This is a genomic window from Brevibacterium sanguinis (assembly GCF_003315415.1).
Taxonomy (GTDB): Bacteria; Actinomycetota; Actinomycetes; order Actinomycetales; family Brevibacteriaceae; genus Brevibacterium; species Brevibacterium celere_A.
Genome location: NZ_QNSB01000010.1, coordinates 19,170 through 42,281, shown reverse-complemented (window position 1 = coordinate 42,281; position 23,112 = coordinate 19,170). Strand labels below are relative to the sequence as shown.

Below are 23,112 nucleotides of genomic sequence, written 5' to 3'. Positions count from 1 at the left end.
AGGGAAGAGACTGCAGTGAGCATAGTCGTCCAGAAGTTCGGCGGATCCTCGGTGGCCGATGCGGAATCCATCAAGCGCGTCGCCCAGCGGATCGTCGAATATCGGCAGGCCGGTCATGAGGTCGTCGTCGTCGTGTCGGCGATGGGCGACAGCACCGACGAACTCATCGATCTCGCCCAGCAGGTCTCACCGCTTCCCCCGGCTCGCGAACTCGACATGCTGCTCACCGCCGGTGAGCGCATCTCCATGGCCGTCCTCGCGATGGCGATCGCCAACCTCGGCTTCGAGGCGCAGTCCTTCACCGGATCGCAGGCCGGAGTGATCACCGACGAGCAGTTCGGCAAGGCCCGCATCATCGACGTCACGCCCGGCCGTATCCGCTCGGCCCTCGACGACGGCAACATCGCGATCGTCGCCGGCTTCCAGGGAGTCAGCCAGACCGCGAAGAACATCACGACTCTCGGCCGCGGCGGCTCCGACACGACGGCCGTGGCACTGGCCGCGGCGCTCGAAGCCGATGTCTGCGAGATCTACACCGATGTCGACGGTGTCTTCACCGCCGACCCCCGCATCGTGCCCAGCGCGCGCAAGATCGATGAGATCGGCTACGAGGAGATGATGGAGATGGCGGCCTCCGGAGCGAAGGTCCTCATGCTCCGCTGCGTCGAGTACGCCCGTCGCTACAACGTGCCCGTGCACGTGCGGTCCTCATTCTCACGCAAGCAAGGCACCTGGGTGACCGATTCGCCCATCCCCGAAGCCTTCCGACCGGCACAGGGCTCGACTGCCCTGGCAGCGGAATCAGAAACGGAGTCCACCATGGAACAGGCAATCATCTCCGGCGTCGCCCACGATCGCTCGGAGGCCAAGGTCACGATCGTCGGGGTGCCCGACGTGCCCGGCAAGGCCGCGGAGATCTTCAAGACCGTGGCCGCGCAGGAGATCGACATCGACATGATCGTCCAGAACATCTCCACCCGTGAGCCGGGCAAGACCGACATCTCCTTCACCCTGCCGATGACCGACGGCGCGAAAGCCCTCGAGGCGCTCGACGCGGCGAAGGACGCGATCGGGTTCGACCAGGTCCGCTACGATGATCAGATCGGAAAGCTCTCGGTCGTCGGTGCCGGCATGCGGTCCCATCCGGGCGTCACCGCCACCCTGTTCGAGGCACTGAGCAACGCTCAGGTCAACATCGACATGATCTCCACCTCGGAGATCCGCATCAGCGTCGTCACCCGAGTCGATCTGCTCGACGACGCCGTCCGTGCCGCTCATGCGGCGTACGGGCTCGACAGTGATCAGGACGAAGCCGTGGTTTATGGAGGAACCGGACGATGAGCGTGAATATCGGAGTGGTCGGAGCCACCGGCCAGGTGGGCGGGGTCATGCTCGACCTGCTCGCCGCTGACCCCGGATTCGAGATCGGCACCCTGCGCCTCTTCGCCTCGGCGCGGTCGGCAGGGAAGACCATCGAGTTCAAGGGCGAGGAGATCGTCGTCGAGGACGCCGCCGAGGCGGACCCCACCGGACTCGACATCGCCCTGTTCTCCGCCGGCGGAGCCACCTCCAAGGCGCAGGCGGAGCGCTTCGCCGCAGCCGGGGTCGTCGTCGTCGACAACTCCTCGGCCTGGCGCTCGGACCCCGAGGTCCCGCTCGTCGTCAGCGAGGTCAACCCCGGCGCACTCGACTCCCTGCCCAAGGGCATCATCGCGAACCCCAACTGCACGACGATGGCCGCGATGCCCGTACTCAAGGCGCTCCACGACGAGGCGGGACTCAAGCGCCTCATCGTCAGCACCTACCAGGCGGTGTCCGGTTCCGGGCTCGGCGGTGTCGAGGAGCTCGCCGGTCAGCTCGAGGCCGGCATCCCCGAGGCACGGAAGCTCACTCGTGATGGCAGCGCCGTCGACCTGCCCGAGCCCCAGAAGTACGTCGAGCCCATCGCGTTCAACGTCCTCCCGCTGGCCGGAAGCATCGTCGACGACGGTGAGCTCGAGACCGACGAGGAGAAGAAGCTGCGCAACGAGAGCCGGAAGATCCTCGGCCTGCCCGACCTCCTCGTCGCCGGCACCTGCGTACGCGTGCCCGTGTTCACCGGTCACTCCCTGAGCATCCACGCAGAGTTCGACTCCCAGATCACCCCCGCCAGGGCCGCCGAGGTGCTGACCGAGGCACCCGGGGTCGTCCTCGATGAGGTCCCCACCCCGCTCAAGGCGGCCGGCCGGGACGCGAGCTACGTCGGCCGGATCCGTGCCGACCAGTCGGCGCCCGAGGGGAAGGGACTCGTCCTCTTCGTCTCGAACGACAACCTGCGCAAGGGCGCCGCGCTCAACACCGTGCAGATCGCCGCACTGCTGGCCGCGAAGCTCGAGTCGCAGGCGGCCTGAGCCGACCGACCCCGCGGTGACAGGCGCGAGGTCGGCGAGCGCGAAGCATAAACAAGTTGCTATATATAAATATTTATATTAGTGGTGGGCCCAACGGGTGAGTACTGTGGTCGAGGTCGACAGATCAACCTCACACAGCCTCTGCCCGAAAGGCCCACCATGTTCTCTTCCCGCATCGGTCGCACGACCGGAGCGATCGCAGTCGTGTCCGCGCTGGCATTGAGCGGGTGCGGCGGTCAGGAAACGGAGTCCGCTGCGACGGATCTGTCGGTGGTCACCTCGACGAACGTCTACGCCGACATCGTCGCTCAGGTGGCCGGTGAGCACGCCGAGGTCGAACCGATCATCGACGACCCGAACCAGGACCCGCATTCCTACGAGGCGACGTCCCAGGACCGTCTCAAGCTGTCGAAGGCCGACCTCGTGGTCCAGAACGGCGGCGGCTACGACTCCTTCATGACGACGATGCTCGAAGCCTCCGACGCGCAGGCCGAGGTCATCGACACCGTCGCGATCTCGGGGCTGCCCGGTTCCGAGGGCGTCGCCAACGAACCGCACTCGCACGGCGAGGAGGGTGAGTCGTCCGAACCGAGTGCCGGCGGCCATGTCCACGAGGCCGAGGGTCACTCGCACGAGGCCGAGGGTCACTCCCACGAATCTGAGGGTCACTCGCACGAGACCGAGGGTCACACCCACGAGACCGAGGGCCACGACCACGGTCCCTTCAACGAGCACCTCTGGTACTCGGTGCCCACGATGACGACGCTCGTCGACGAGGTCGCGCTCCACCTCGGCGAGGCGCTGCCCGAGCACAAGGACGACTTCACGGCCAATGCCGCGAAGTACAAGGAGACCCTGGGTGAGCTGCAGTCGCAGATCGACTCCGCGAAGAAGTCCCACGGGGGGGAGAAGGTGGCGGCGACCGAACCCGTGCCGCTGTGGCTGTTCGAGGACATGGGACTCGAGAACGTCGTCTCGAGCGAATTCCTCTCCGCTGTCGAGGAGGGCAACGACGTGCCGCCCCTGGTGCTCAGAGAGGCCGAGGACCAGATCTCCTCCGGCGAGGTCGTGCTGCTCGGATACAATACCCAAGCGGCAGGTCCGCAGGCCGAAGCGCTCAAGGCGACGGCGGAGAAGTCGAACGTCCCCGTCGTCGATCTCGCCGAGACCATGCCCGCCGACACCCACTACGCCCAGTGGATGGGCGCCTACATCACCGACATCACGGACGCACTCGAAGGACACGACCACTGACGATGACGAACGACCCGAGAGCGACACCCGTGCTCAGCCTGCGCGACGCCCAGCTGCGATTCGGGGAGCGCGTTCTCTGGCACGGGCTCGATCTCGACATCGACCCCGGCGAGTTCGTCGCCGTCCTCGGGCCCAACGGCACCGGCAAGACCTCGCTGCTCAAGGTCCTCCTCGGCCAGCACGCCCTCTATCAGGGGACCGCCGCGATCAACGGCAGACCCGTCCACATGGGCAACCCCGCGATCGGATACATCCCGCAGCAGCGGGGGATCGACCAGCACACGCCGATGCGCGGTCGCGATCTGGTGCGCATGGGCATCGATGGGCATCGGTGGGGGACCGGCTGGCTCTCGTCGCGACGCCGGAGGAAGGTCGACGAGCTGCTCGAGGCCGTCGGGGCCGGCAGCTACGCCGATGCTCCCGCCGGAACGCTCTCCGGGGGCGAGCTGCAGCGGCTGCGCGTCGCTCAGGCACTGGCCAACGATCCCTCCGTCCTGCTCTGCGACGAGCCGCTGCTCTCCCTCGACATCCACCATCAGAAGATCGTCGCCGCCCTCCTCAACGAGAAGAGGATCGAGCGCGGCACCGCCGTCGTCTTCGTCACGCACGAGATCAACCCGATCCTGCCCTACGTCGACCGGGTCCTCTACATCGTCGGCGGCCACTTCCTCGTCGGCACCCCCGCGGAGGTGATGACGACCGAATCGCTCAGCCGGCTCTACGGCTCGCCCGTCGAGGTGGTGCGCGTGGGCGGGCGCCTCGTCGTCGTCGGCGGTGAGGCCGAATGCGTCGAACACCACGTCCACGAGGACGAGCTGATCCCCCAGCGGGGGGCGATCTGATGAGCGTGCAGGAGATCTGGGGCACCCTGTTCACCTTCGAGGACTACGGCGAACTCGTCGCCCTGCTCGCCAACTCGCTCGTCGCGGCCGCGCTCCTCGGCGTCGTCGGCGGACTCATCAGCGTCTTCGTCATGGCCCGCGACATCCCGTTCGCGGTCCACGGGGTCTCCGAGCTGTCGTTCGCCGGAGCCGCCTTCGCGCTCCTCGTCGGCTTCGACGTCGTCAACGGATCGATCGTCGGCTCGATCATCGCGGCCCTGCTCATCGGCGTCGGCGGGGCCCGGGCCTCGGAGAAGAACGCGATCATCGGTGTGCTCATGCCCTTCGGGCTCGGCCTGGCCATCCTCTTCCTCGCCCTCTACGACGGACGCGCGGCCAGCAAGTTCGGGCTCCTCACCGGGCAGATCGTCGCCATCACCCCGAGCCAGATCACGACTCTCGTCGTGTGCTCGGTCATCGTGCTCATCGTCCTCGCGATCGTCTGGCGCCCGCTCATGTTCGCCAGCCTCGACCCCGAGGTGGCCCGGGCCAAGGGCGTGCCCGTGGGGCTGCTGACGATCGTGTTCATGCTCGTGCTCGGACTCGCCGTGGCGCTGAGCGTGCAGGTCGTCGGCGTCCTCCTCGTCCTCGCCCTCCTCATCACCCCGGCCGCCGCGGCCACGCAGATCTCGGCCTCGCCGGTGTGGGTGCCGGTGCTCAGCGTCATCTTCGCCGTCACCGCCTCGGTGGGAGGCATCCTCATCGCCCTCGGCTCGCCGGTCGTGCCGATCAGCCCCTTCGTCACGACGATCTCGTTCCTCATCTACCTCGTCTGCCGGCTCGTCGGGCAGAGGCGGCTGAAATCGCTGCACCGGCACCGCGTCGTCCGGGAGACCGCACTCCACGACAGCCGCATCGTCGCGCGTTGAGCGGTCGTCGTCGGCGATTAGAGTTGAGCGCATGAAGAAACGTGCTCTCGCCGCCGCAGCCCTCGCCCTCCCGGCCTCCGCCGGACTCTGGTCGGCGGTGGTCGAACCGCACCTCTTCGCGATCCGCCGCCACACCCTGCCGGTCCTCCCCGCAGGGCATGAGAGCATCCGCGTACTCCATGTCTCCGACCTGCACCTGGCGCCGTGGCAGCGGCATCGTGCCCGGTGGGTGAGCGCGCTGACACGGCTGGAGCCCGACGTCGTCGTCAACACCGGTGACAACCTCACCGCGGACATCGTGCCCGAGGTCCTCGACGTGTTCACAGGGCTCCTCGACGTTCCCGGCGTCTTCGTGCTGGGATCGAACGACTTCTTCTCACCCAAGCCGAAGAACCCGGCCGCCTACCTCACCTCGCCGTCGGCGGCAGGCCATCGGACCGAGCCCGACCTCGACGTCGACGCACTCGTCCGCGGATTCGAGGATGGGGGATGGCATCTCCTCGACAACGCCGAGGCGAGCCTGACGATCCGCGGCACCCGCATCGACTTCTGCGGCCTCGGCGACGCGCACATCGACCGCGACCGCATCCGCGTGACCGACGAACTCGAGTACCCGCGGTTCGACGGGGACGCCGACCTCAGGATCGGCGTCACCCACGCTCCCTATTCGCGCACCCTCGAGGCGTTCGCCTCGGCGGGAGCGGATCTCATCATGGCCGGGCACACCCACGGCGGGCAGATCAGGGTGCCGTTCTGGGGAGCGCCCGTGACGAACTGCGACCTCGACCGGACCCGGGCCAGAGGAGTCTTCCCCTACCGGCAGTCCCTCGTCGCGGTCTCGGCGGGGCTGGGCTTCTCCCGCTACTCGCCGGTGCGCTTCGCGTGTCGCCCGGAGGTCGGCCTGCTCACCCTGGTGCCGCATGGACGGTGAAGCCGCAGGTCGTCGCTCCGCCTCAGGAAACCCTGCCGCGCGCGGCCCCGGCTCCCGGCCGGACATTCAACGTTCGATGAGAAGGTGTGTCACCATGATTGGTTAGACTTGTCGTCATGGTGTCTCCTGAGTCAAATCCGAATCCCACCAAGAAGGCCGCGTTCCTCCAGTTCGTGGCCGTGAGCGCGGTGGCCGGAATCGTCGCAGCCGGTCTTGCCATCCCCGGCGTCGGCGTGGCGACGGCGAGTGCGAACAGTGCGGTGGACATCTTCAACGCCCTGCCCGCGACGCTCGAGGAGCGGGAACTCGGTGAGAAGTCGACGATGCTCGCCGCCGACGGCTCGGAGATCGCCGAGTTCTACTGGCAGAACCGCGTCGAGGTGCCCCTCGAGGAGATCTCGGAGCCGATGCAGGACGCGACGATCGCGATCGAGGACTACCGGTACTTCGAGCACGGCGGCGTCGACATCGAGGGCATCGCCCGTGCCGCGGTCCACAACATGGTGTCCTCGACGACTCAGGGCGGGTCGACGCTGACCCAGCAGTACGTGAAGAACGTGCTCGCCGAGAACGCCCACGCCGAGGGCGACAAGGCAGGCGTCGCCGAGGCGAAGGAGTCCGAGGGGACGGCCGGCTACGCACGCAAGCTCCGCGAGGCCAAGCTCGCGGTCGCGGTTGAGAACAAGTACGACAAGAAGGAGATCCTCAACCGCTACATGAACATCAACAACTACTCGGGGTCGCCGAACGTCTACGGCGTCGAGGCAGCCGCGTACCGCTACTGGGGGATCTCGGCCAAGGAGCTCAACATCCCGCAGGCGGCGATGCTCGCCGGGATCGTGCAGAATCCCTATGCGCTCAATCCCCAGCGGTTCCCCGACGAGGTGCTCAAGCGCCGCAACGTCGTGCTCGGACAGATGCTCAAGTACGGTCACATCACCCAGAAAGAGCACGACGAGGCCGTGAAGACGGGCCTCGACCTCGACATCCATGAGAACCCCAACGGCTGCTCGGCGGCCAACCACCAGGCGGAGTTCTTCTGCGACTACGTCGTCAACGTCATCAAGAACGAGGAGTCCTTCGGCAAGACCGTCGACGACCGGCTCGCGTTCCTGCAGCGCGGCGGCCTGACGATCAAGACGAGCCTCAATCCGGACATCCAGAAGATCGCCGACGAGCAGATCAAGAAGCGCGTCCCGGTGGGCGATCCCTCCGGCGCCGGTCATGCCCTCGTCACTGTCGAGCCCGGAACGGGCGAGGTCATCGCGATGGCCCAGAACCGTGAATACACGGTCGAGGAGATCGAGAAGAAGGACAAGAACAAGAAGACGAGCATCAACTACAACGTCGACAAGAAGCACAACGGCGGCGGCGGGTTCCAGGTCGGATCGACGTGGAAGCCGTTCGTGCTCGCGGCCTGGCTGAAGTCGGGACGGAGCCTCAACTCGACGGTGAATGCGACTCCCCGCAACTTCCCGGCCAGCTCGTGGAAGTACAGCGGCTGCCCGAACATGGGCGGTGACTGGAACCCGCGGAACGCCGGGGACGGCCAGGGCAAGGGATCGATGACGGCATTGGCCGCGACCAAGGGGTCGGTCAACACCGCCTACGCCGCGATGGGCAACCAGCTCAACATGTGCGACATCATGGAGACGGCCATGGACCTGGGCATCCGCTACGGCAGCGGTGAGACGCTTGACTACGCCGACAAGCAGGGCTTCGTCCAGGCGCTGTCCCCGTCGTCCATCCTCGGCACCACGGAGACCACGCCGATCGCCATGGCGGCGGCATTCGCGACGTTCGCCAACGACGGGGAGTTCTGCGGGCCCAAGCCGATCCTCGAGATCAAGGATCGCAAGGGCGAGAAGGTCGACTTCCCCGGGGGAGAGTGCAAGAAGGTCCTCGACAAGAACGTCGCCAGGGGAGTCGCCTACGCGCTGACCCAGACCTTCAACGGCGGCACGACGTCGAGTCTGGGCATCGGCGTTCCCGCCGGTGCCAAGACCGGTACGACGAACTTCGAGGTCGGCCACTCCTGGCTGCTCGGATTCACGAAGACGCTGTCGACCGCGGTCTGGACCGGTGACCCGAGCGGAACCCGCGACTGGCGCCGCAACGGCAAGGGCAAGGTCACCGGTCGGATCTACGGAGCGACGATCTCCGGCAAGACGTGGCAGGCCTACATGAGCCGAGCGGTCAAGGAGACCAAGGGCAACACCGGGTTCCCCCGCCCCAGCTCGCAGTACTTCCAGGGCGGCGGTGACGGCGGCGGCAGCGGTTCGTCGAACCGAGGTGGAGGCAACGGCGGCGGAGGCAACGGCGGCGGTGGCGGTGGCAACAACGGCAACGGCGGCGGAGGTGGCAACGGCGGAGGTTCGCCGGGCCTCGGCGGCAACTGAGCCGCCGCACCGAGGTGAGCAGGGCGGGACGACCGATGCGGTCGTCCCGCCCTGTCGCGCATCCGCCGCCCGCACAGTGGATGCGATGGCTCGCCCTGTGCGATTCGGCTAGTCTTGGGACTTGATCGCCCCTGACCGGGCATCGACGCGGAGCCTCGAGCCCGCGTCGGCACCGGTCGGGTGCGGAAACCCGGACACTGAAGGAGAGCCATGACCAAGTGGGAATACGTCACCGTTCCGCTGATCGTTCACGCGACCAAGCAGATCCTCGACCAGTGGGGCGAGGACGGATACGAACTCGTCCAGGTCGTGCCCGGACCCGACGGCAACGGTCTCGTCGCCTACCTCAAGCGCCCCAAGGCCTGAGCCTCCGCACTCTCGCAGCCCACCACCTCGCACCACCTCGTCGAAGGAGAACGCATGTCGACCACTCTTGACCGCATCGCCGAACTCGGACTGACGCTGCCGTCGGTCGCCGCCCCGGCCGGTGTCTACGTCCCCGCCCTCCGCTCGGGCAACTACGTGTACACGTCGGGGCAGCTGCCGGTCGTCGACGGGAAGCTGGAGGTGACCGGTCACCTCGGCGAGGACGTCGATGTCGAGACCGGCTACCGGCTCGCGCGGACCGCCGGCCTCAACGCCTTGGCGGCGATCGCGAGCGTCATCGACGACCTCGACCGGATCGTGCGCGTCGTCAAGGTCACCGGATTCGTCAACTCGACCTCCGACTTCACGCAGCAGCCGGCGGTCATCAACGGCGTGTCCGAGCTCTACGGCGAGATCTTCGGTGACCGGGGACAGCACGCCCGCAGCGCCGTCGGCGTCAACACGCTTCCTCTGGGCACCCCGGTCGAGATCGAGGTCGTGGTCGAAGTCGAGGACGATGCCGCATAGCGGACGCGTCCTGCCCGTCTCGACGGAGCTCCAGTGGCTTCTCGACCACTGGAAGGCCGAAGGCCGGGCTCCCGTCGCCGAGGCGCCCCGACCGTCCTCGGCGATCGTGCTCATCAGGGACTCCCTGGCGGGTCTCGAGACCTTCGTGACCCGCCAGCTCGATGCCCGCGGCGTCGAGGACCGCAATCGCTGGGCCTTCCCGGTCAGCAGCCTGCGCTCGGGCGACCTGCGCAGGCTGCCGCTCGCCGGCTGGAACTCCGCCCGCTGCGCCCGCGCCCTGCAGATCGAGAACAAGTCCCGCGCCCTGCACCACTTCTCCGCGGCGGCGCGGATCGCGTTCGCGGCGACCGGGATCCTGCTCGCGGAGAACGTCGACCGCGACATCGTCGACCGCCCCCAGTCGGACTCCCGGGCGATCCGCGCACGGCTGTTCTCGAGCGAGGTCTCCTGGTCGCAGATCCTGCGCGAACGCGATCTCAAGCTGCGGCCGGACCTGTGCAAACCGTGGATGCGCTGGATCAACACGACGATGCAGCTGCACCGCTTCGACACGATCTACTTCGCCGCCACCGTGCCCTACGGCCAAGAGGTCGACTTCCTCTCCCCGAACGAGACCTCGGGCGGGTGGATGAGGCCCCAGGAGACCCTCGAGGACGCGGCGGGCGACCCCAACCGGATCGGGGCGAGCACACGACTCGTCCTCGAGAGCCTGCTCACGGTGCCGACCGTCGGTGCCGCCATGGCCCAGGTCCGCGACGTCCACCCGCTGCGCCCGGGCATCGTCGAGGAGGACGGCGAATGGGGGCTCGTCATCCAACCCGGCCGCGACCTGCACCGCAAGGGCACGATGCGCGACCACGCGGTGGCCGTCGGCGACGACGAGGACGACGAGAGGCCGGGCTTCGTGTCCCTGGGCGACGATTCGGAGCCCGCCACCGCTGACGAGGAGACCGACGAGTCATGAGGATCCGCGCGAACAACCCCTCACCGATGACCCTGACCGGGACGAACACCTATGTGCTCGTCGCGCGCGACGACCGCTCCGCGCTGCTCATCGACCCCGGCCCCGAGCTCGCCGCGCACCGGGACGCGATCCTCGCCGAGGTGGGTGAGCGCCGGCTGGCCGCCATCGTCCTCACCCACCAGCACGCCGACCATTCGGAGATGCTCGGCAGCGTCGATCAATGGGCGCCCGACGTGCCCGTGCACGCGGTCCTGCCGGAGTTCTCCCGCCACGCGCGACCCGTGCGCGACGGCGACACGATCGCCTTCGGAGGCGACGAGGCCGACGTCGTGCGGATCGTGGCGACCCCGGGGCACACGATGGACAGCATCAGCGTGCTCCACGACGGCGTCCTCTACAGCGGGGACACGGTGCTGGGGGAGGGGACGACGATCGTCACGCATCCGCAGGGGTCGCTCGAGCACTACCTGGATTCGCTCGATCGACTGACCGCCCTGCTCGAGGCCGGCGAGTACTCGCGCATCGAACCCGCCCATGGACCGACGATCGACCACCCCGCCGAGGTGCTCGACCACTACCGGCGCCACCGCCGCGAGCGCATCGCCCAGGTCCGTGCCGCCCTCGACCAGGGAGCGCGGACCGCCGCCGAGGTGTGCGACATCGTCTACCACGACATCGATCCGAGCGTGCGGGGCGCGGCCGAGCAGATCGTGCGCGCCCAGCTGAGCTACCTCGGGGCGCTGCGCCCCGACGATCACGCCTGAGCCGCCGGGACACCGGCCGTCCTGATGCGGCGGGAGGTGCCGACGCCGACCGTCTGACGCAGCAGGCCGCCTCGTCGCCGGTCGCCTGACGCGGCGGGCGGCCCCGTCGCCGGTCGCGCGAACGGACGGGGGAGGAGACGAGTGAAGCCCGGGTCCGCGGACCCGGGCTTCACTCGTGTCTGTGCAGGATCGCCTCGGAGGGAAAGGCGATCTGCCGCTCAGCGGGCGCGGTTGCGCATCCGCTCCATGTCGAGGATGACGACCGACCGGGCCTCGAGGCGGATGAAGCCGCGGGCGGCGAAGTCGGCCAGCGCCTTGTTCACGGTCTCACGGGAGGCGCCGACGAGCTGAGCTAGCTCCTCCTGGGTGAGGTCATGGGCGACGAGCACCCCGTCCGGAGCCGGCTTCGAGAAGCGGGCGGCCAGATCGAGCAGGGCCTTGGCGACACGACCGGGGACATCGGAGAACACGAGGTCGCCGACGGTCTCGTTCGTGCGCCGCAGGCGCTGGGCGAGAGCCTTGAGCAGGTTCATCCCCGCCTGCGGACGGTCCTTGAGCCATGTCGTGAGGTCCTCGTGCTTGAGGCTGAGCAGCTCGGACTGGGACACCGCGGTGACGGTGGTCGAACGGGGGCCCGGATCGAAGAGGCTGAGCTCACCGATGATCTCACCCGGTCCGACGACGGAGAGCAGGTTCTCACGACCGTCGGAGGACTCGCGGCCGATCTTGAGCTTTCCGGTGGACACGATGTAGAGCTCGTCGCCGGCGTCGCCTTCGTGGAAGAGCACTGTTCCCCGGCGGAGGCTCCGCGGGTTCATGAACTTCATCAGTGCACTGGTCGATTCGTCATCGAGTCCGGCGAAGAGCGTGGCGCCCCGCACAACTTCAATATCCACTATGTCCTCCTAGTCGTGAGATTCACCATCAAATCTACCTGGTCAGCGAGGGTGACACCACCGGATGCCCGGGAGTTCGCGGCATTCGTCGGAAACGAGGAGCATTCGCCGACGGTCCCGTCGTGCCCACGGCGGCCCTGTGACGGACATGACTGCGGTGAGCGGCGGCACGGATTAGGATGGTGAGTCGTGTTGACGGTGGCTGAGAAGAGTGCGCGGAAGTTCGCCCGCGAGACGCCCCTGGGCAGGACCCGGCGGGCGCGCAGGATCAATCGCATCCTCGCCGAGGTGTATCCCAACGCCAAGTGCGAACTCGACTTCCAGACCCCCTTCCAGCTGCTCATCGCCACCGTCCTGTCCGCGCAGACCACGGACATCCGGGTCAACGCGGTGACGCCGGGTCTCTTCGCGGCCTTCCCCGACGCACACAGCCTCGCCGTCGCCAACCTCGGCGAGGTCGAGGAGCTCATCCACTCCACCGGCTTCTACCGGGCGAAGGCCCGCAACATCGTCAAGCTCGCGAACGACCTCGTCGACCGCTACGACGGGGAGGTCCCCGACTCGATGGACGCCCTGGTCGAACTCGCCGGAGTCGGCCGCAAGACCGCCAACGTCGTGCTCGGCAACGCCTTCGACAAGCCGGGCATCACTGTCGACACCCACATGGGACGACTCGCCCGCCGATTCTGGTGGACCCAGGAGACGGACCCGGTCAAGGCGGAGGAGGACATCGCGAGCCTGTTCCCCACCAAGGAGCTCACCCTGCTCTCACATCGGGTGATCTTCCACGGACGCCGGATCTGCCACTCGCGCAAGCCCGCCTGCGGGGCCTGCCCGCTCATGACCCTGTGCCCGTCGTTCGGGATCGGAGAACTCGACCCCGACAAGGCCCGGGCGATGTTCAAGTACGAGATGGCTCCACTGGCATGAGCGGGGCCGACTGCCATCGGAGCCTGCGCAGTCAGCTCGAACAGCTGGCCCGCTCGAGCGGATCGCCCCAATGGCTGCGGAGGGCGAAGGCGCCCTCGGGGGCCGAGGTCCGGGCCGCGGCGGTGCTCATGCTCTTCAGCCGCGGCGAACCGCCGCGGACCCCGGCGGGCCAGGACGAGCTGCCGCGGCTGGCGGGACTCGGCATCGACGACCTCGACATCGTGCTGCTCCAGCGCGCCAGCGTCCTGCGCCACCACCCCGGCCAGGTCGCGTTCCCCGGCGGCAGCCGTGACCCCGAGGACGACTCGATGACCGCCGCCGCCCTGCGGGAGGCCGAGGAGGAGGCGGGCATCGCCCCGGCCGGCGTCGAGGTGTTCGGCGAGATGGAGCCGCTCTACATTCCCGTCAGCAGCTTCCTCGTCACCCCCGTGGTCGGCTACTGGTCGCAGCCGGGGACCGTGCAGGTGATGGACCACAACGAGTCGTACGCCGTCCATCGGATCTCGATCGCCGACCTCGTCGCCCCAGGCAACCGCGGCACCTTCTCCCGACCCGATCTGGGACTGACGACACCGGCGTTCGACGTCGGCGTCTTCAAGGTGTGGGGATTCACCGCCGGCATCCTCGACTTCGCCCTCGAGCACCTCGGCTGGGCGCGCGACTGGGACCGCGACTCCTCGATCGACATCGACTTCTGAGCCGCGGCCCCGGTCGGGCTCGCCCATCTCGGGCACGGACCGCCGGCCTGAGCCGGCCCGCCTCAGCGGCGGTCGGCGCGGGCGGCGAACATCCGGTTCGCCCAGAGCAGGGCGACGGCCAGGATCAATACGCACCATCCGACGCCGAGCAGCGCCGAATCGCCCATCGGGGTGCCGATCAGCGCGCTGCGCAGTGCGTCGATGATCGGAGTCACCGGCTGGTTGTCGGCGAACCACGTCAGCCAGTCCGGCATCGTGTCGACCGGCACGAACGCGCTCGAGACGTAGGGCAGGAACAGGAGGATGAATCCGTATCCGCTGGCCGACTCCGCCGACTTGGCGGCCAGGCCGATCGCCGCGAACAGATAGGTGATCGCGAGGATGTACAGGGCGATGAGAGCGATGACGCCGCACCATTCCGCCCAGGTCGCCGTCGGCCGGAACCCGATGAGCACGGCGACCGCGAAGACGATGCCCGTGGCGAAGAGGTTCTTCGCCAGGCTCGCGACCACATGGCCCGTGATCACCGCCCCGGCTCTCACCGGCATCGTCCGCAGTCGGTCGATGAAGCCGGTCGTCATGTCGCCGGCCACCGACAGGGCGGTCGAGGAGGCGCCGAATCCCGCGCAGGTGAGGATGATCCCGGGCACCACGTAGTCGACGTAGTCGCCGCTGGGGTCGAGGGCGCCGCCGAAGACGAAGGTGAACATGAGCATGAGGATCACCGGCAGGGCGATCGCCATGAGCAGCGATTCGACGTCGCGCATTGCGTGCCGGAGGCTGCGGCCGATGAAGATCGCCTCGGCGCGCAGGCCGCCCGGGCGGGAACGTCGGTGGAGGGCGGGGCTGAGGCTCATGAGCGGTCTCCCGAGGTGAAGGACAGGAACACGTCGTCGAGGCTCGGGCGACGCAGGGACACTGTCGCCTCGGCGAGGTCCTCGTCGAGGGAGTCGAGGACGGCGGAGATCCCGCGCACCGTGCCGTCCGTGGGCGCCTCGGTGAGGGCCGCCCCGTTCCCGTCGAGGATCGCCACGGTGTCCTCGCCGACGCGGGCCTTGAGTTCGTCCGGAGTGCCGAGTCCGGCGAGGCGACCCTCGTGGAGGAGTCCGATCCGGTCGGCGAGGGCATCGGCCTCCTCGAGGTACTGCGTCGTGAGGAACACGGTGGTTCCTTCGTCCGAGAGTCGCGCGACCTCGTCCCACAGCTCACGCCGAGAGCGGGTGTCCAGTCCGGTCGTGGGCTCGTCGAGGACGAGCACGTCGACGGGGACGACGAGGCTGAGGGCGAGGTCGAGCCGGCGCCGCATCCCTCCCGAGAGAGTGCCCACCCGGGAGTCGATGAAGCCGCGCAGGCTCAGCCGCTCGGCGAGCTCGGCGGTGCGCGCCTTCGCCTCCCGTGCGGACAGACCGGAGAGGCGCCCGAGGAGCATGAGGTTCTCCGCCGTCGTCAGATAGTGGTCGACCGCGGCCGACTGTCCGGTCACGGCGAAGCAGCGCCTGGCCTCGTCGGGTCGGTCGAGGACGTCGACCCCGCAGAGGCTCACGCGCCCGGAATCCGGGCGCAGCAGCGTGGTGAGGATGCCGATCGTCGTGGTCTTCCCGGCTCCGTTCGCGCCGAGGAGGGCGAAGACCTCGCCCGTCTCGACGGTGAGATCGAGGTCCCGGAGAACCGTCTTCCCGCCGAGGCGGACGGAGACGTTCGCGAGCGCGATGGCCGGGTGCGGGGGCGTTGCCTCCGGGCGGTGCGTGTCGGTGGTCGGTGTGTGGTGCATCTGACGGGTCCCTTCTGCTGTCGAGAGGCGTGGTCTCTCCGTCGAACAACTGTGTATGGGAGAAACTGTATATGACAGTAACACGCAATATATGCCCTACACAACGTATGATCTCCCCATGAGCGCAGACGACCCGATCGAGCAGCTTCCCCGTGGCATCGCCCTGGCCTGGGGAGTCGCGGCCACACCGCAGCGCGGGCCCAAGCGGGAGATGAGCGTCGAGAAGATCGTCGACGCAGCGATCGAGATCGCCGACCAGGAGGGCATCCAGGCGGTGTCGATGTCGGCGGTGGCCAAGCGCCTCGGGTACACCCCGATGTCGCTGTACCGCTATGTCAGCGCGAAGGACGACCTGCTCCTGCTCATGGAGGAGGAGGCGGTCGGCCTGCCTCCCGAGCGAACGGACGGGAGCGGCGACTGGCGCGCGCGACTCGGTGAGCTGTATGAGGCGCAGACGAGGATCTACAGCAACCAGCCGTGGCTGCTGTCCCTGCCGATCTCGGGCAGCCCGATCACCCCCAACAGCTCGGCGTGGCTCGACGCGGGCCTCGAGGCCCTCGCGGACACCCCGCTGACCCAGGACGAACGGATCGCCGTGGCGCTCTTCGTCACCGGGATGGCTCGGTGGAAGGGCATGGTCATCGCCGGGTATCAGGAGAAGGAGCGCAGCACGGGACTCAGCGGCGCCGAACTCGCCCGGCAGGAGTCGCGGCTCTACGACGCCGTCGTCACCGTCGACAACTTCCCCTCCCTGCGCAGGGCGATCGACGCCGGAGTCTTCACCTCGGAGGCGGACCCGTTCGCGTTCGGCCTCGAACTCGGCCTCGACGGGCTCGTCGAGTACATCGCGAAGGTCGAGGCCGAACGGGCAGCGGAGCCGGACGGTCCCGGATCGGGCGCGGGGAATGGGCCCCGGGCGGCCGATGCCGGGCCGGAGGGACCGGCTGCGGACGGCGGGCCCGGGGGGCCTGGTCCCGAGCTGCCGACCGACGACGATCCCGACGTCATGGCCGACAGGAAGTACCGGGAGGCGCAGAAGGCGGTGCGCCAGGCGCAGAAGGTGCTCGCCGAGGCGCGCAAGCGGGAGCGGCAGGTCCTGAGGGAGGCGAAGGCGCGAGTGGCGAAGAGCCGCTGAGATCGTCTCCGCGTCGATTCCCGGACCCGGAGTGAATGCGACGACGGCGCTGGATGGCATCCAGCGCCGTCGAGGTCGGGCGCGTCAGGCGCCGCGGTCGGGTGTCGTCAGTAGCGGGGGCCCGAGGGGTTGCTCAGGGCGCGCTTGACCGCCGCGACGATCGACTTGCCGAGGCCGATCGCCGTGACCGGGACCGGGTTGCCCTTCTTGAACAGGGGCAGAGCCACCAGGAGCAGGACGATCGCGATCACCGCGAGGATTCCGAACACCATGAGGAAGCTTCCCCACCACGGCCAGCCGAGGCCCTCGTGGAACGCGGAAGCGCCCGCGAAGATGACCATGAACGAGGACAGGAACAGGAAGAACAGAGCGACGATGGCCAAGGCCGAGCCGATTCCCAGGTTCTTCGCGCCGGCAGTCGCCTCGGCTTTCGCAAGCGCAACTTCTTCCTCGGCGATCGCCTTGGAATCGTCGCCGATGTCTTTGATCAGTTCGCTGATCGACCTCTCGGCCATGAGTGCTCCTATCGACAGTAAACGCGGACAATCATTCCTAAGAGTAGTCCGAACGTGCCTGGTGGCCAAAGGTATTCGCCGTCGGCGGCCGAGAAAGGCCCGCCGGATCCGAGTCCACGTGCTCACAGGCGCGGTTGCTCGCTCCGACGGGCCCTCCTCAGAGATGGGGGGCGGCCGGCCCTATGATTTCGCCACGGTCTCCTCGATGAGCTGCATGACCGAGGAGTCGGCCAGCGTCGTCGCATCGCCGACGGCACGGTGCTCGGCGACGTCCTTGAGGAGGCGGCGCATGATCTTGCCCGATCGCGTCTTCGGCAGCTCGGAGACGATGTGGACCTTCTTCGGCTTCGCGATCGGTCCGATCTCCTTGCCGACGTGCTGCCGGAGCTCCTCGGCCGTCTCCGGGGTGTTCTCCACGCCGTTGCCGACGATGACGAACGCGATGACGGCCTGACCCGAGGTGTCATCGGCGGCTCCGACGACAGCCGCCTCGGCGACGGAGGGGTGGGCCACGAGGGCGGACTCGATCTCCGCCGTCGACAGGCGGTGGCCGGAGACGTTCATCACGTCGTCGACACGGCCGAGGAACCAGATGTCGCCGTCCTCATCCCTCTTCGCGCCGTCACCGGCGAAGTACGTGCTTTCGAAGCGCGACCAGTAGGTCTCCTTGAAGCGCTCCGGATCCTTCCAGATGCCGCGGAGCATCGACGGCCAGGGCTGCCGGATGACGAGGAGACCGCCTTCGGGGCCGGCCGGATTCTCCCCGGTCTCGTCGACGACGTCGACGGAGATGCCCGGGATCGGGCGCTGGGACGAGCCGGGCTTCGTCGACATGACTCCCGGCAGCGGGGCGATCATATGGGCGCCGGTCTCCGTCTGCCACCAGGTGTCGACGACGGGGCAGCGCTCTCCGCCGATGACCCGGTGATACCAGCGCCAGGCCTCCGGGTTGATCGGCTCGCCGACGCTGCCGAGCAGGCGCAGGCTGGAGAGGTCGTGCTTCGCGGGGATCTCCTCGCCCCACTTCATGAATGTGCGGATCGCGGTGGGCGCGGCGTAGAGGATGGTCGCCTTGTACTTCTCGACGATCTCCCACCACCTGCCCTGGTGCGGGGTGTCGGGAGTGCCCTCGTAGACGATCTCGGTCGCGCCGATCCCCAGCGGGCCGTAGGCCACATAGGAGTGACCGGTGACCCATCCGACGTCTGCGGTGCACCAGAAGACGTCGGTCTCCGGCTTGATGTCGAAGACGGACTTCATCGAGTAGAGCACCTGGGTGAGGTACCCGCCGGACGTGTGCAGGATCCCCTTGGGCTTCCCCGTGGTCCCCGAGGTGTAGAGGATGTAGAGAGGATGCTCGGAGTCGAAGAACTCGCACTCGTGCTCGGGGCTCGCCGCGTCGACCGTGTCGTGCCACCACTGGTCCCGGCCATCGGTCATCTCGACGTCCTGACCGGTCCGCCGGACCACGAGGACGGTCTCGACCGGGGTGTCGCCATGGGAGAGCGCCTCGTCGACGGCGGGCTTGAGGCTCGTGGGCTTGCCGCGCCGGTAGCTGCCGTCGGCGGTGATGACCACGCGCGCCTCGGCGTCGATGATGCGTGAGCGCAGGGCGTCGGCGGAGAAGCCTCCGAACACGACGGAATGGGGGGCGCCGAGGCGGGCGCAGGCGAGCATCGAGATGATCGCCTCGGGGATCATGGGCAGGTAGATCGCCACCCGATCCCCGGACCTGACGCCGAGGTCGGTGAGTGTGTTGGCGGCCTTCGACACCTCGGCGAGGAGTTCGGCGTAGGTGTATGTGCGCGAGTCCCCGGGCTCACCCTCGAAGTTGATCGCGACACGATCGCCGTTGCCGGCCCTGACATGGCGGTCGAGGCAGTTGTAGGCGACGTTGAGCTTGCCGCCGACGAACCAATTCGCGAACGGCGGGTTGCTCCAGTCGAGGACCTCGCCGAAATCCTCGTTCCAGTCGACGAGTTCGCGAGCCTGCTCCGCCCAGAAGCTGAGGTAGTCGGCATCTGCGCGCTCATACTCGTCGGCCTTGACGTTGGCGGCAGCGGCGAACTCCTGGGGCGGGGCAAAGGTCTCTGCGGGTCCGGACGTGCTGTCGGTCATTTTTCCCTCCGGCTTCGTTGATGGATCGAAAATTCTAGTTGCACTGTATACCCGCCTGCGGGCACAGATCACCGCCGAACGGTGAGTCCGGAGGGGGAAACGGGGGTAGCGTTCGGGAGCTCGACGTGGTACAGGCCACACTCTTCGGGGCAGGGAGTCCGAGGAGGTCACTGCCTCCGTCCGCGATCGGGGGCGCCGGGTCACCGCGATCGGGCGTGCTGGGTCTGGGTGTGCAGTTCTGCAAGGATGGGGGAGGAATCTGTCAGGATGGAAGCACAGACTGATGAGTCCGAAGACCTTGCAGCCGACATGACTGGAGTTAGCGATGAGTTCGCCGCAGCATCCGACGGGATCAGGTGCACAGCCGTGGCATGATCCGCACGCACCGAATCCGGGACCGAACGATCAGGCCGGACCGGACGCGGCCCCGCGGTTCGGATCCGCACCGGCATCGGGGTCGGTGCCCGGACAGTACCCGCAGGACGGGTTCGGCCAGGGTCCGTACCTCCAGGGCCAGGGCGAACAGGGCGGGTTCGGCCACAATCAGTCCGGGCAGGGTCAGTACGGTCAGGGACAGGCTCCAGCGGCCTCGGGGCCCGGGGGACCGGGCCGGTACGGTTCGGCCCCCGGCCCCTACGGATCGGCACCCCAGCCGAGCGGACAGTACGGTTCGGCACCGCAGCCGAGCGGACAGTACGGTTCGGCACCGCACGGGGCGACCGCCTGGGGTGCGGCGGGTTCGGCTCCTCACGGGGCGGCACCCTACGGTTCGGCTCCTGGGGCTCCCCATCCGTCGGGCGACCATGGTTCGGGTCCGCAGGGATTCGCTGCGCCGGCGTCGCGTCAGCGCAGCGGACCGGGGCTGCTCGGCCCGCTGACGCTGCGCGATCTGCTGCTCCTGTTCGCCGGGCTGCTGTCGCTGATCGTGCTCTTCGTGCCGTTCAAGACCTTCGGGTTCGGATCGTTCTCCCTGTGGTCGTGGAACGTCGACACGATGGGGACATTGGTCTTCAACGTCCTGGCCATCTGGCTGATCGTCGCCGCCGTGCTCGTCAACAAGCTCGGGAGCGGGTCGGTGAGAGTCGGCTCGCTCAGTCTCGATCAGACGGTGTCGGTCCTCGCCGGTGCGGCCTTCGCCTTCGCCTTCCTCCAGCTCATCACCTCGGTGCCGTACTGGCATGTCGGCGCCTACCTCGCGTTCTTCGCCGCGCTCATCGCGCTCTTCGCCGGTGTCTTCACGATGCTGCCTTTCTTCGCGAAGGAGTTCACGGTCCGCGACGAGGTTCCCGCACACCCGAAGGCGCGTCCCGTCCCCCGGCGCTCGCCGTCGCCCGCACCGCAGGCTCCGCTGCCGGGTGCCTATGGGGCGCCCGCCGGGTTCGGCGGTTCGAACGCGCCGCTCCAGCACGGCAGCCAGCCCGGCCAGTTCGGGAGCCGGCCGGGCCAGTTCGGCAGTCAGCCGAATGCCCCGATGCAGCACGGCAGCCAGCCGAGCCAGTTCGGAAGTCAGCCGACCGGCGGCGCGTGGTCGGGCGATCAGGGCCACCCCGGCGGACAGAGCGCGGCCGACGGCGGATTCGGCGACGCGCAGCGCTCGTTCGCACCGCAGCCGCAGCCGTTCGCACCCCCGCAGGATGATTCGACCGCAGCCAGCCCGGCCGGAACCCGAGCCGACAGCGAGCACGCCGGAAGCGGGCAGTCGGCCCAGAGCGTGCAGAGCACCGGCACGGGGCAGACGTACCTCGGTGCGCGGCATCCGCAGGACCCCCGGCATTCGCAGAGCGAACCGACGCAGACCCTCGGTTTCGGTGCGCGTCGCGACGACGAACCAGCGGTCGACAGCGCGACGTCGCCCGGCACATCGGATGCGACCGGGAGCCCGGAGTCCACTGGAACCTCGGATGCCGACTCAGAATCGGGCCGCAGTCCGTCGGATGCAAGCGGAACGTCGGATGCCGATCGGGCATCGGAGCGTCGACGCGGCCGTCACGCCGCTCCGGCGGCGGAGACCGACCCCGCGAGCACGGTGGAGCCGGACGATTCCTCCAGAGCCGGAGCGAGGGCATCGGCGGCCTCGGTCGCAGACGACTCCCCGGCAGGAGGCGCGGAGACCACCGCGTCCGAGCGTTCGACCTCCGCGGCGACCAGCTCCTCGACCTGGTCTTCGGAGGCCCCGTCCTCGGAGGCCCCGTCTTCGGAAGCCCGGTCCTCGGAAGCCCGGTCCTCGGAAGCTGCGGACTCGGAGCCCTCGTCCTCGGAGCGCACGACTCCTCCGGAGTCGGATGAGCCGACGCAGTACGTCCCGATGAGGAACTACCGCACGGATTCGGACGACGGGGCGGACAGCCGGGCAGCGGACTCCGCCACCTCCTCGGCGGCACAGCCCGCCGATGCGGACCGTCGCCCCACTCGTGTCCAGCCGGACGAACAGGAGACCGTCAAGCAGCCGCCCGTGCAGGAGACGGCGAAGCAGCCCGCCGTGCAGGAGACCGCGAAGCAGCCGGCCGTGCAGAACGGCGGTCAGCAGATCGTCCAGGCGTTCTGGTTCGCCGTTCCCGAACCGCGGGAGGCCGTCGACGCGAGGACCGGCATGCCGGTGTTCACGATCTACCCCGGCGACTGGTTCCTCGGACTCGAGGACCACGGCTCCTGGTTCAAGGTCCGCGACTCCGACGGTCGCGAGGGCCTCCTGCGCAACACCGAAGGAGTCCAGCGAGGGTGAGCGCCACCAGCGCGGGCAGCGGCGGCCCGGGTGAGGCCGTCCTCGCCCTGTCCCGCATCGATGAGGTCGCGGCAGCCGTGACCCGGGCCCGGAGCGCCTGCACCGAGCTGCGCTGGCACAACGCCCTGCGCAAGCGCATTCCGGAGGCGGCCGCCGAGGCGACCGTGCGGGCCGCACGGTCCTCGGCGGCGCTCGAGGGTGCTCGCTATCCGACGAACTTCGTCCGCGAGGTCATCGCCGGTCGCGAGGTCCCCGACGACCTGTCGGGAACCCAGCTCGCCGCGGCCGTGCGCGTCGCCGCCTACGCCGCCGAACTCAGCGCACAGGCCCATCCGCTGCGCGGCGGCCTCCTGCGCGTGCTCTCCACGATGTCGGTGGCCGCTGGTGCCGGACTCGTCGACGACGACCGCCTGGGGCGGCCCCGCCTCGGCGACGAGATGCCGGGGGACCTGGGAGGGCTGCCCGCCCCGCCGCCTCCGGCCGAGGTCGTCGACAGGCTGCGCGCCCTCGAGGACATCCTCGCCGAGGAGGCCCTGCCCGGGCTCGTCGTCGCAGCGCTGCTGCATGGGGAGATCCTGGCCCTGAGGCCGTTCGCCGTGGGCAACGGTCTCATCGCCCGGGCCCTCTTCCGGATCCACCTCGTCACCTCCGGCGTCGACCCCACCGGCGTCGCGGTGCCGGAGGCCGCGTTCCTCGACGATGCGACGGGCTACGGCCAGGCCGGCAACGCCTACGCCGCCGGCCGTGACGTCCCGGGATTCATCGTCTCGTGCGCGCAGGCTGTGGAGAAAGGCGCCGGTGAAGGGCAGGCGATCTGCCGGGCCGTCCAGGCCGGAAGGCTTCCCCGCTCGGCGTGACCAGGTGCGATGATCAGCCATCGCGACAGCGGACGGCTCCTGTGACTCGAGTGCACAGGAGCCGTCGTCATCCGCGGCTGTCCACAGGCCGATCACCGGTGGTGGCGCGGATCGTCTGCTCCGG

Annotated in this window: 21 protein-coding genes; 16 read left to right on the top strand and 5 right to left on the bottom strand. The window is 68.6% G+C overall.

What is annotated here, in order from left to right:
• The first annotated feature begins 15 nt into the window (after positions 1–15).
• From DFO65_RS13510 to DFO65_RS13465, 11 genes are all read left to right on the top strand, one after another.
• On the top strand, positions 16–1,341 hold the full coding sequence (locus DFO65_RS13510) for an aspartate kinase (protein WP_113904968.1): 1,326 nt from the start codon (positions 16–18) through the stop codon (positions 1,339–1,341).
• A complete protein-coding gene (locus DFO65_RS13505) occupies positions 1,338–2,390 on the top strand; it encodes an aspartate-semialdehyde dehydrogenase (protein ID WP_113904967.1) in 1,053 nt (350 codons plus the stop codon). Before DFO65_RS13510 ends, DFO65_RS13505 begins: the two co-directional genes overlap by 4 nt.
• 159 nt (positions 2,391–2,549) lie before the next feature.
• Positions 2,550–3,644 carry a metal ABC transporter solute-binding protein, Zn/Mn family gene (locus DFO65_RS13500; RefSeq protein ID WP_113904966.1) on the top strand — a complete coding sequence of 365 codons (1,095 nt, stop codon included), beginning with the start codon at positions 2,550–2,552 and terminating at the stop codon, positions 3,642–3,644.
• Between the two features lie 2 nt (positions 3,645–3,646).
• Entirely contained in the window at positions 3,647–4,486 is an 840-nt protein-coding gene (locus tag DFO65_RS13495) for a metal ABC transporter ATP-binding protein (protein ID WP_113904965.1), read from the top strand.
• Entirely contained in the window at positions 4,486–5,394 is a 909-nt protein-coding gene (locus tag DFO65_RS13490) for a metal ABC transporter permease (RefSeq protein ID WP_113904964.1), read from the top strand. Before DFO65_RS13495 ends, DFO65_RS13490 begins: the two co-directional genes overlap by 1 nt.
• A gap of 31 nt (positions 5,395–5,425) precedes the next feature.
• Complete coding sequence (locus DFO65_RS13485; RefSeq protein WP_113904963.1) at positions 5,426–6,325, top strand: metallophosphoesterase; 900 nt, start codon at positions 5,426–5,428, stop codon at positions 6,323–6,325.
• A 116-nt stretch (positions 6,326–6,441) separates the two neighbouring features.
• A complete protein-coding gene (locus tag DFO65_RS13480; RefSeq protein WP_113904962.1) occupies positions 6,442–8,724 on the top strand; it encodes a transglycosylase domain-containing protein in 2,283 nt (760 codons plus the stop codon).
• A 210-nt stretch (positions 8,725–8,934) separates the two neighbouring features.
• On the top strand, positions 8,935–9,090 hold the full coding sequence (sp36, locus tag DFO65_RS17115) for a Sp36 family protein (RefSeq protein ID WP_181778731.1): 156 nt from the start codon (positions 8,935–8,937) through the stop codon (positions 9,088–9,090).
• 54 nt (positions 9,091–9,144) lie between these two features.
• The gene (locus tag DFO65_RS13475) at positions 9,145–9,618 is read left to right on the top strand and encodes a RidA family protein (protein ID WP_113904961.1); all 474 of its coding nucleotides are present in this window, start codon (positions 9,145–9,147) and stop codon (positions 9,616–9,618) included.
• Complete coding sequence (locus DFO65_RS13470) at positions 9,608–10,582, top strand: NUDIX hydrolase (RefSeq protein WP_113904960.1); 975 nt, start codon at positions 9,608–9,610, stop codon at positions 10,580–10,582. The genes DFO65_RS13475 and DFO65_RS13470 overlap by 11 nt, the downstream gene beginning before the upstream one ends.
• Positions 10,579–11,346, top strand: a complete 768-nt coding sequence (locus tag DFO65_RS13465; RefSeq protein ID WP_113904959.1) for an MBL fold metallo-hydrolase — start codon at positions 10,579–10,581, stop codon at positions 11,344–11,346. Before DFO65_RS13470 ends, DFO65_RS13465 begins: the two co-directional genes overlap by 4 nt.
• 218 nt (positions 11,347–11,564) lie before the next feature.
• Here the strand turns inward: DFO65_RS13465 and DFO65_RS13460 are convergent, their stop codons facing one another.
• Positions 11,565–12,242: a Crp/Fnr family transcriptional regulator gene (locus tag DFO65_RS13460; RefSeq protein WP_113904958.1), complete on the bottom strand. Its 678-nt coding sequence runs from the start codon at positions 12,240–12,242 to the stop codon at positions 11,565–11,567.
• Between the two features lie 189 nt (positions 12,243–12,431).
• On the opposite strand from DFO65_RS13460, the gene nth reads away from it, so the two are divergent.
• Together nth and DFO65_RS13450 are read left to right on the top strand one after the other, a co-directional pair.
• The gene (gene nth, locus DFO65_RS13455) at positions 12,432–13,172 is read left to right on the top strand and encodes an endonuclease III (RefSeq protein ID WP_113904957.1); all 741 of its coding nucleotides are present in this window, start codon (positions 12,432–12,434) and stop codon (positions 13,170–13,172) included.
• Positions 13,169–13,870: an NUDIX hydrolase gene (locus tag DFO65_RS13450; protein ID WP_113904956.1), complete on the top strand. Its 702-nt coding sequence runs from the start codon at positions 13,169–13,171 to the stop codon at positions 13,868–13,870. The genes nth and DFO65_RS13450 overlap by 4 nt, the downstream gene beginning before the upstream one ends.
• Positions 13,871–13,932: 62 nt before the next feature.
• Here DFO65_RS13450 and DFO65_RS13445 read toward each other — a convergent pair whose 3' ends face one another.
• Both DFO65_RS13445 and DFO65_RS13440 read right to left on the bottom strand, forming a co-directional pair.
• Positions 13,933–14,727, bottom strand: a complete 795-nt coding sequence (locus DFO65_RS13445; protein ID WP_113904955.1) for an ABC transporter permease — start codon at positions 14,725–14,727, stop codon at positions 13,933–13,935.
• Positions 14,724–15,641, bottom strand: a complete 918-nt coding sequence (locus DFO65_RS13440; protein WP_113904954.1) for an ATP-binding cassette domain-containing protein — start codon at positions 15,639–15,641, stop codon at positions 14,724–14,726. The genes DFO65_RS13445 and DFO65_RS13440 overlap by 4 nt, the downstream gene beginning before the upstream one ends.
• Before the next feature lie 118 nt (positions 15,642–15,759).
• Between DFO65_RS13440 and DFO65_RS13435 the strand changes: the two genes are divergently transcribed.
• Positions 15,760–16,776, top strand: a complete 1,017-nt coding sequence (locus tag DFO65_RS13435; RefSeq protein WP_113904953.1) for a TetR/AcrR family transcriptional regulator — start codon at positions 15,760–15,762, stop codon at positions 16,774–16,776.
• Positions 16,777–16,883: 107 nt separating this feature from the next.
• Here DFO65_RS13435 and DFO65_RS13430 read toward each other — a convergent pair whose 3' ends face one another.
• Positions 16,884–17,291 carry a phage holin family protein gene (locus DFO65_RS13430; protein WP_113904952.1) on the bottom strand — a complete coding sequence of 136 codons (408 nt, stop codon included), beginning with the start codon at positions 17,289–17,291 and terminating at the stop codon, positions 16,884–16,886.
• 180 nt (positions 17,292–17,471) lie between these two features.
• A complete protein-coding gene (gene acs / locus DFO65_RS13425) occupies positions 17,472–19,409 on the bottom strand; it encodes an acetate--CoA ligase (protein WP_113904951.1) in 1,938 nt (645 codons plus the stop codon).
• Between the two features lie 325 nt (positions 19,410–19,734).
• On the opposite strand from acs, the gene DFO65_RS13420 reads away from it, so the two are divergent.
• Together DFO65_RS13420 and DFO65_RS13415 are read left to right on the top strand one after the other, a co-directional pair.
• Positions 19,735–22,131: a hypothetical protein gene (locus tag DFO65_RS13420; RefSeq protein WP_113904950.1), complete on the top strand. Its 2,397-nt coding sequence runs from the start codon at positions 19,735–19,737 to the stop codon at positions 22,129–22,131.
• Positions 22,128–22,988 carry a Fic family protein gene (locus DFO65_RS13415; protein ID WP_113904949.1) on the top strand — a complete coding sequence of 287 codons (861 nt, stop codon included), beginning with the start codon at positions 22,128–22,130 and terminating at the stop codon, positions 22,986–22,988. The genes DFO65_RS13420 and DFO65_RS13415 overlap by 4 nt, the downstream gene beginning before the upstream one ends.
• Positions 22,989–23,112 lie beyond the last annotated feature (124 nt).

Coding starts and splice junctions, on each gene's coding strand:
- DFO65_RS13505 (WP_113904967.1), top strand. CDS start 1,338: ATGAGCGTGAATATCGGAGTGGTCGGAGCCACCGGCCAGGTGGGCGGG.
- DFO65_RS13500 (WP_113904966.1), top strand. CDS start 2,550: ATGTTCTCTTCCCGCATCGGTCGCACGACCGGAGCGATCGCAGTCGTG.
- DFO65_RS13495 (WP_113904965.1), top strand. CDS start 3,647: ATGACGAACGACCCGAGAGCGACACCCGTGCTCAGCCTGCGCGACGCC.
- DFO65_RS13490 (WP_113904964.1), top strand. CDS start 4,486: ATGAGCGTGCAGGAGATCTGGGGCACCCTGTTCACCTTCGAGGACTAC.
- DFO65_RS13485 (WP_113904963.1), top strand. CDS start 5,426: ATGAAGAAACGTGCTCTCGCCGCCGCAGCCCTCGCCCTCCCGGCCTCC.
- DFO65_RS13480 (WP_113904962.1), top strand. CDS start 6,442: ATGGTGTCTCCTGAGTCAAATCCGAATCCCACCAAGAAGGCCGCGTTC.
- sp36 (WP_181778731.1), top strand. CDS start 8,935: ATGACCAAGTGGGAATACGTCACCGTTCCGCTGATCGTTCACGCGACC.
- DFO65_RS13475 (WP_113904961.1), top strand. CDS start 9,145: ATGTCGACCACTCTTGACCGCATCGCCGAACTCGGACTGACGCTGCCG.
- DFO65_RS13470 (WP_113904960.1), top strand. CDS start 9,608: ATGCCGCATAGCGGACGCGTCCTGCCCGTCTCGACGGAGCTCCAGTGG.
- DFO65_RS13465 (WP_113904959.1), top strand. CDS start 10,579: ATGAGGATCCGCGCGAACAACCCCTCACCGATGACCCTGACCGGGACG.
- DFO65_RS13450 (WP_113904956.1), top strand. CDS start 13,169: ATGAGCGGGGCCGACTGCCATCGGAGCCTGCGCAGTCAGCTCGAACAG.
- DFO65_RS13445 (WP_113904955.1), bottom strand. CDS start 14,727: ATGAGCCTCAGCCCCGCCCTCCACCGACGTTCCCGCCCGGGCGGCCTG.
- DFO65_RS13440 (WP_113904954.1), bottom strand. CDS start 15,641: ATGCACCACACACCGACCACCGACACGCACCGCCCGGAGGCAACGCCC.
- DFO65_RS13435 (WP_113904953.1), top strand. CDS start 15,760: ATGAGCGCAGACGACCCGATCGAGCAGCTTCCCCGTGGCATCGCCCTG.
- DFO65_RS13430 (WP_113904952.1), bottom strand. CDS start 17,291: ATGGCCGAGAGGTCGATCAGCGAACTGATCAAAGACATCGGCGACGAT.
- acs (WP_113904951.1), bottom strand. CDS start 19,409: ATGACCGACAGCACGTCCGGACCCGCAGAGACCTTTGCCCCGCCCCAG.
- DFO65_RS13420 (WP_113904950.1), top strand. CDS start 19,735: ATGAGTTCGCCGCAGCATCCGACGGGATCAGGTGCACAGCCGTGGCAT.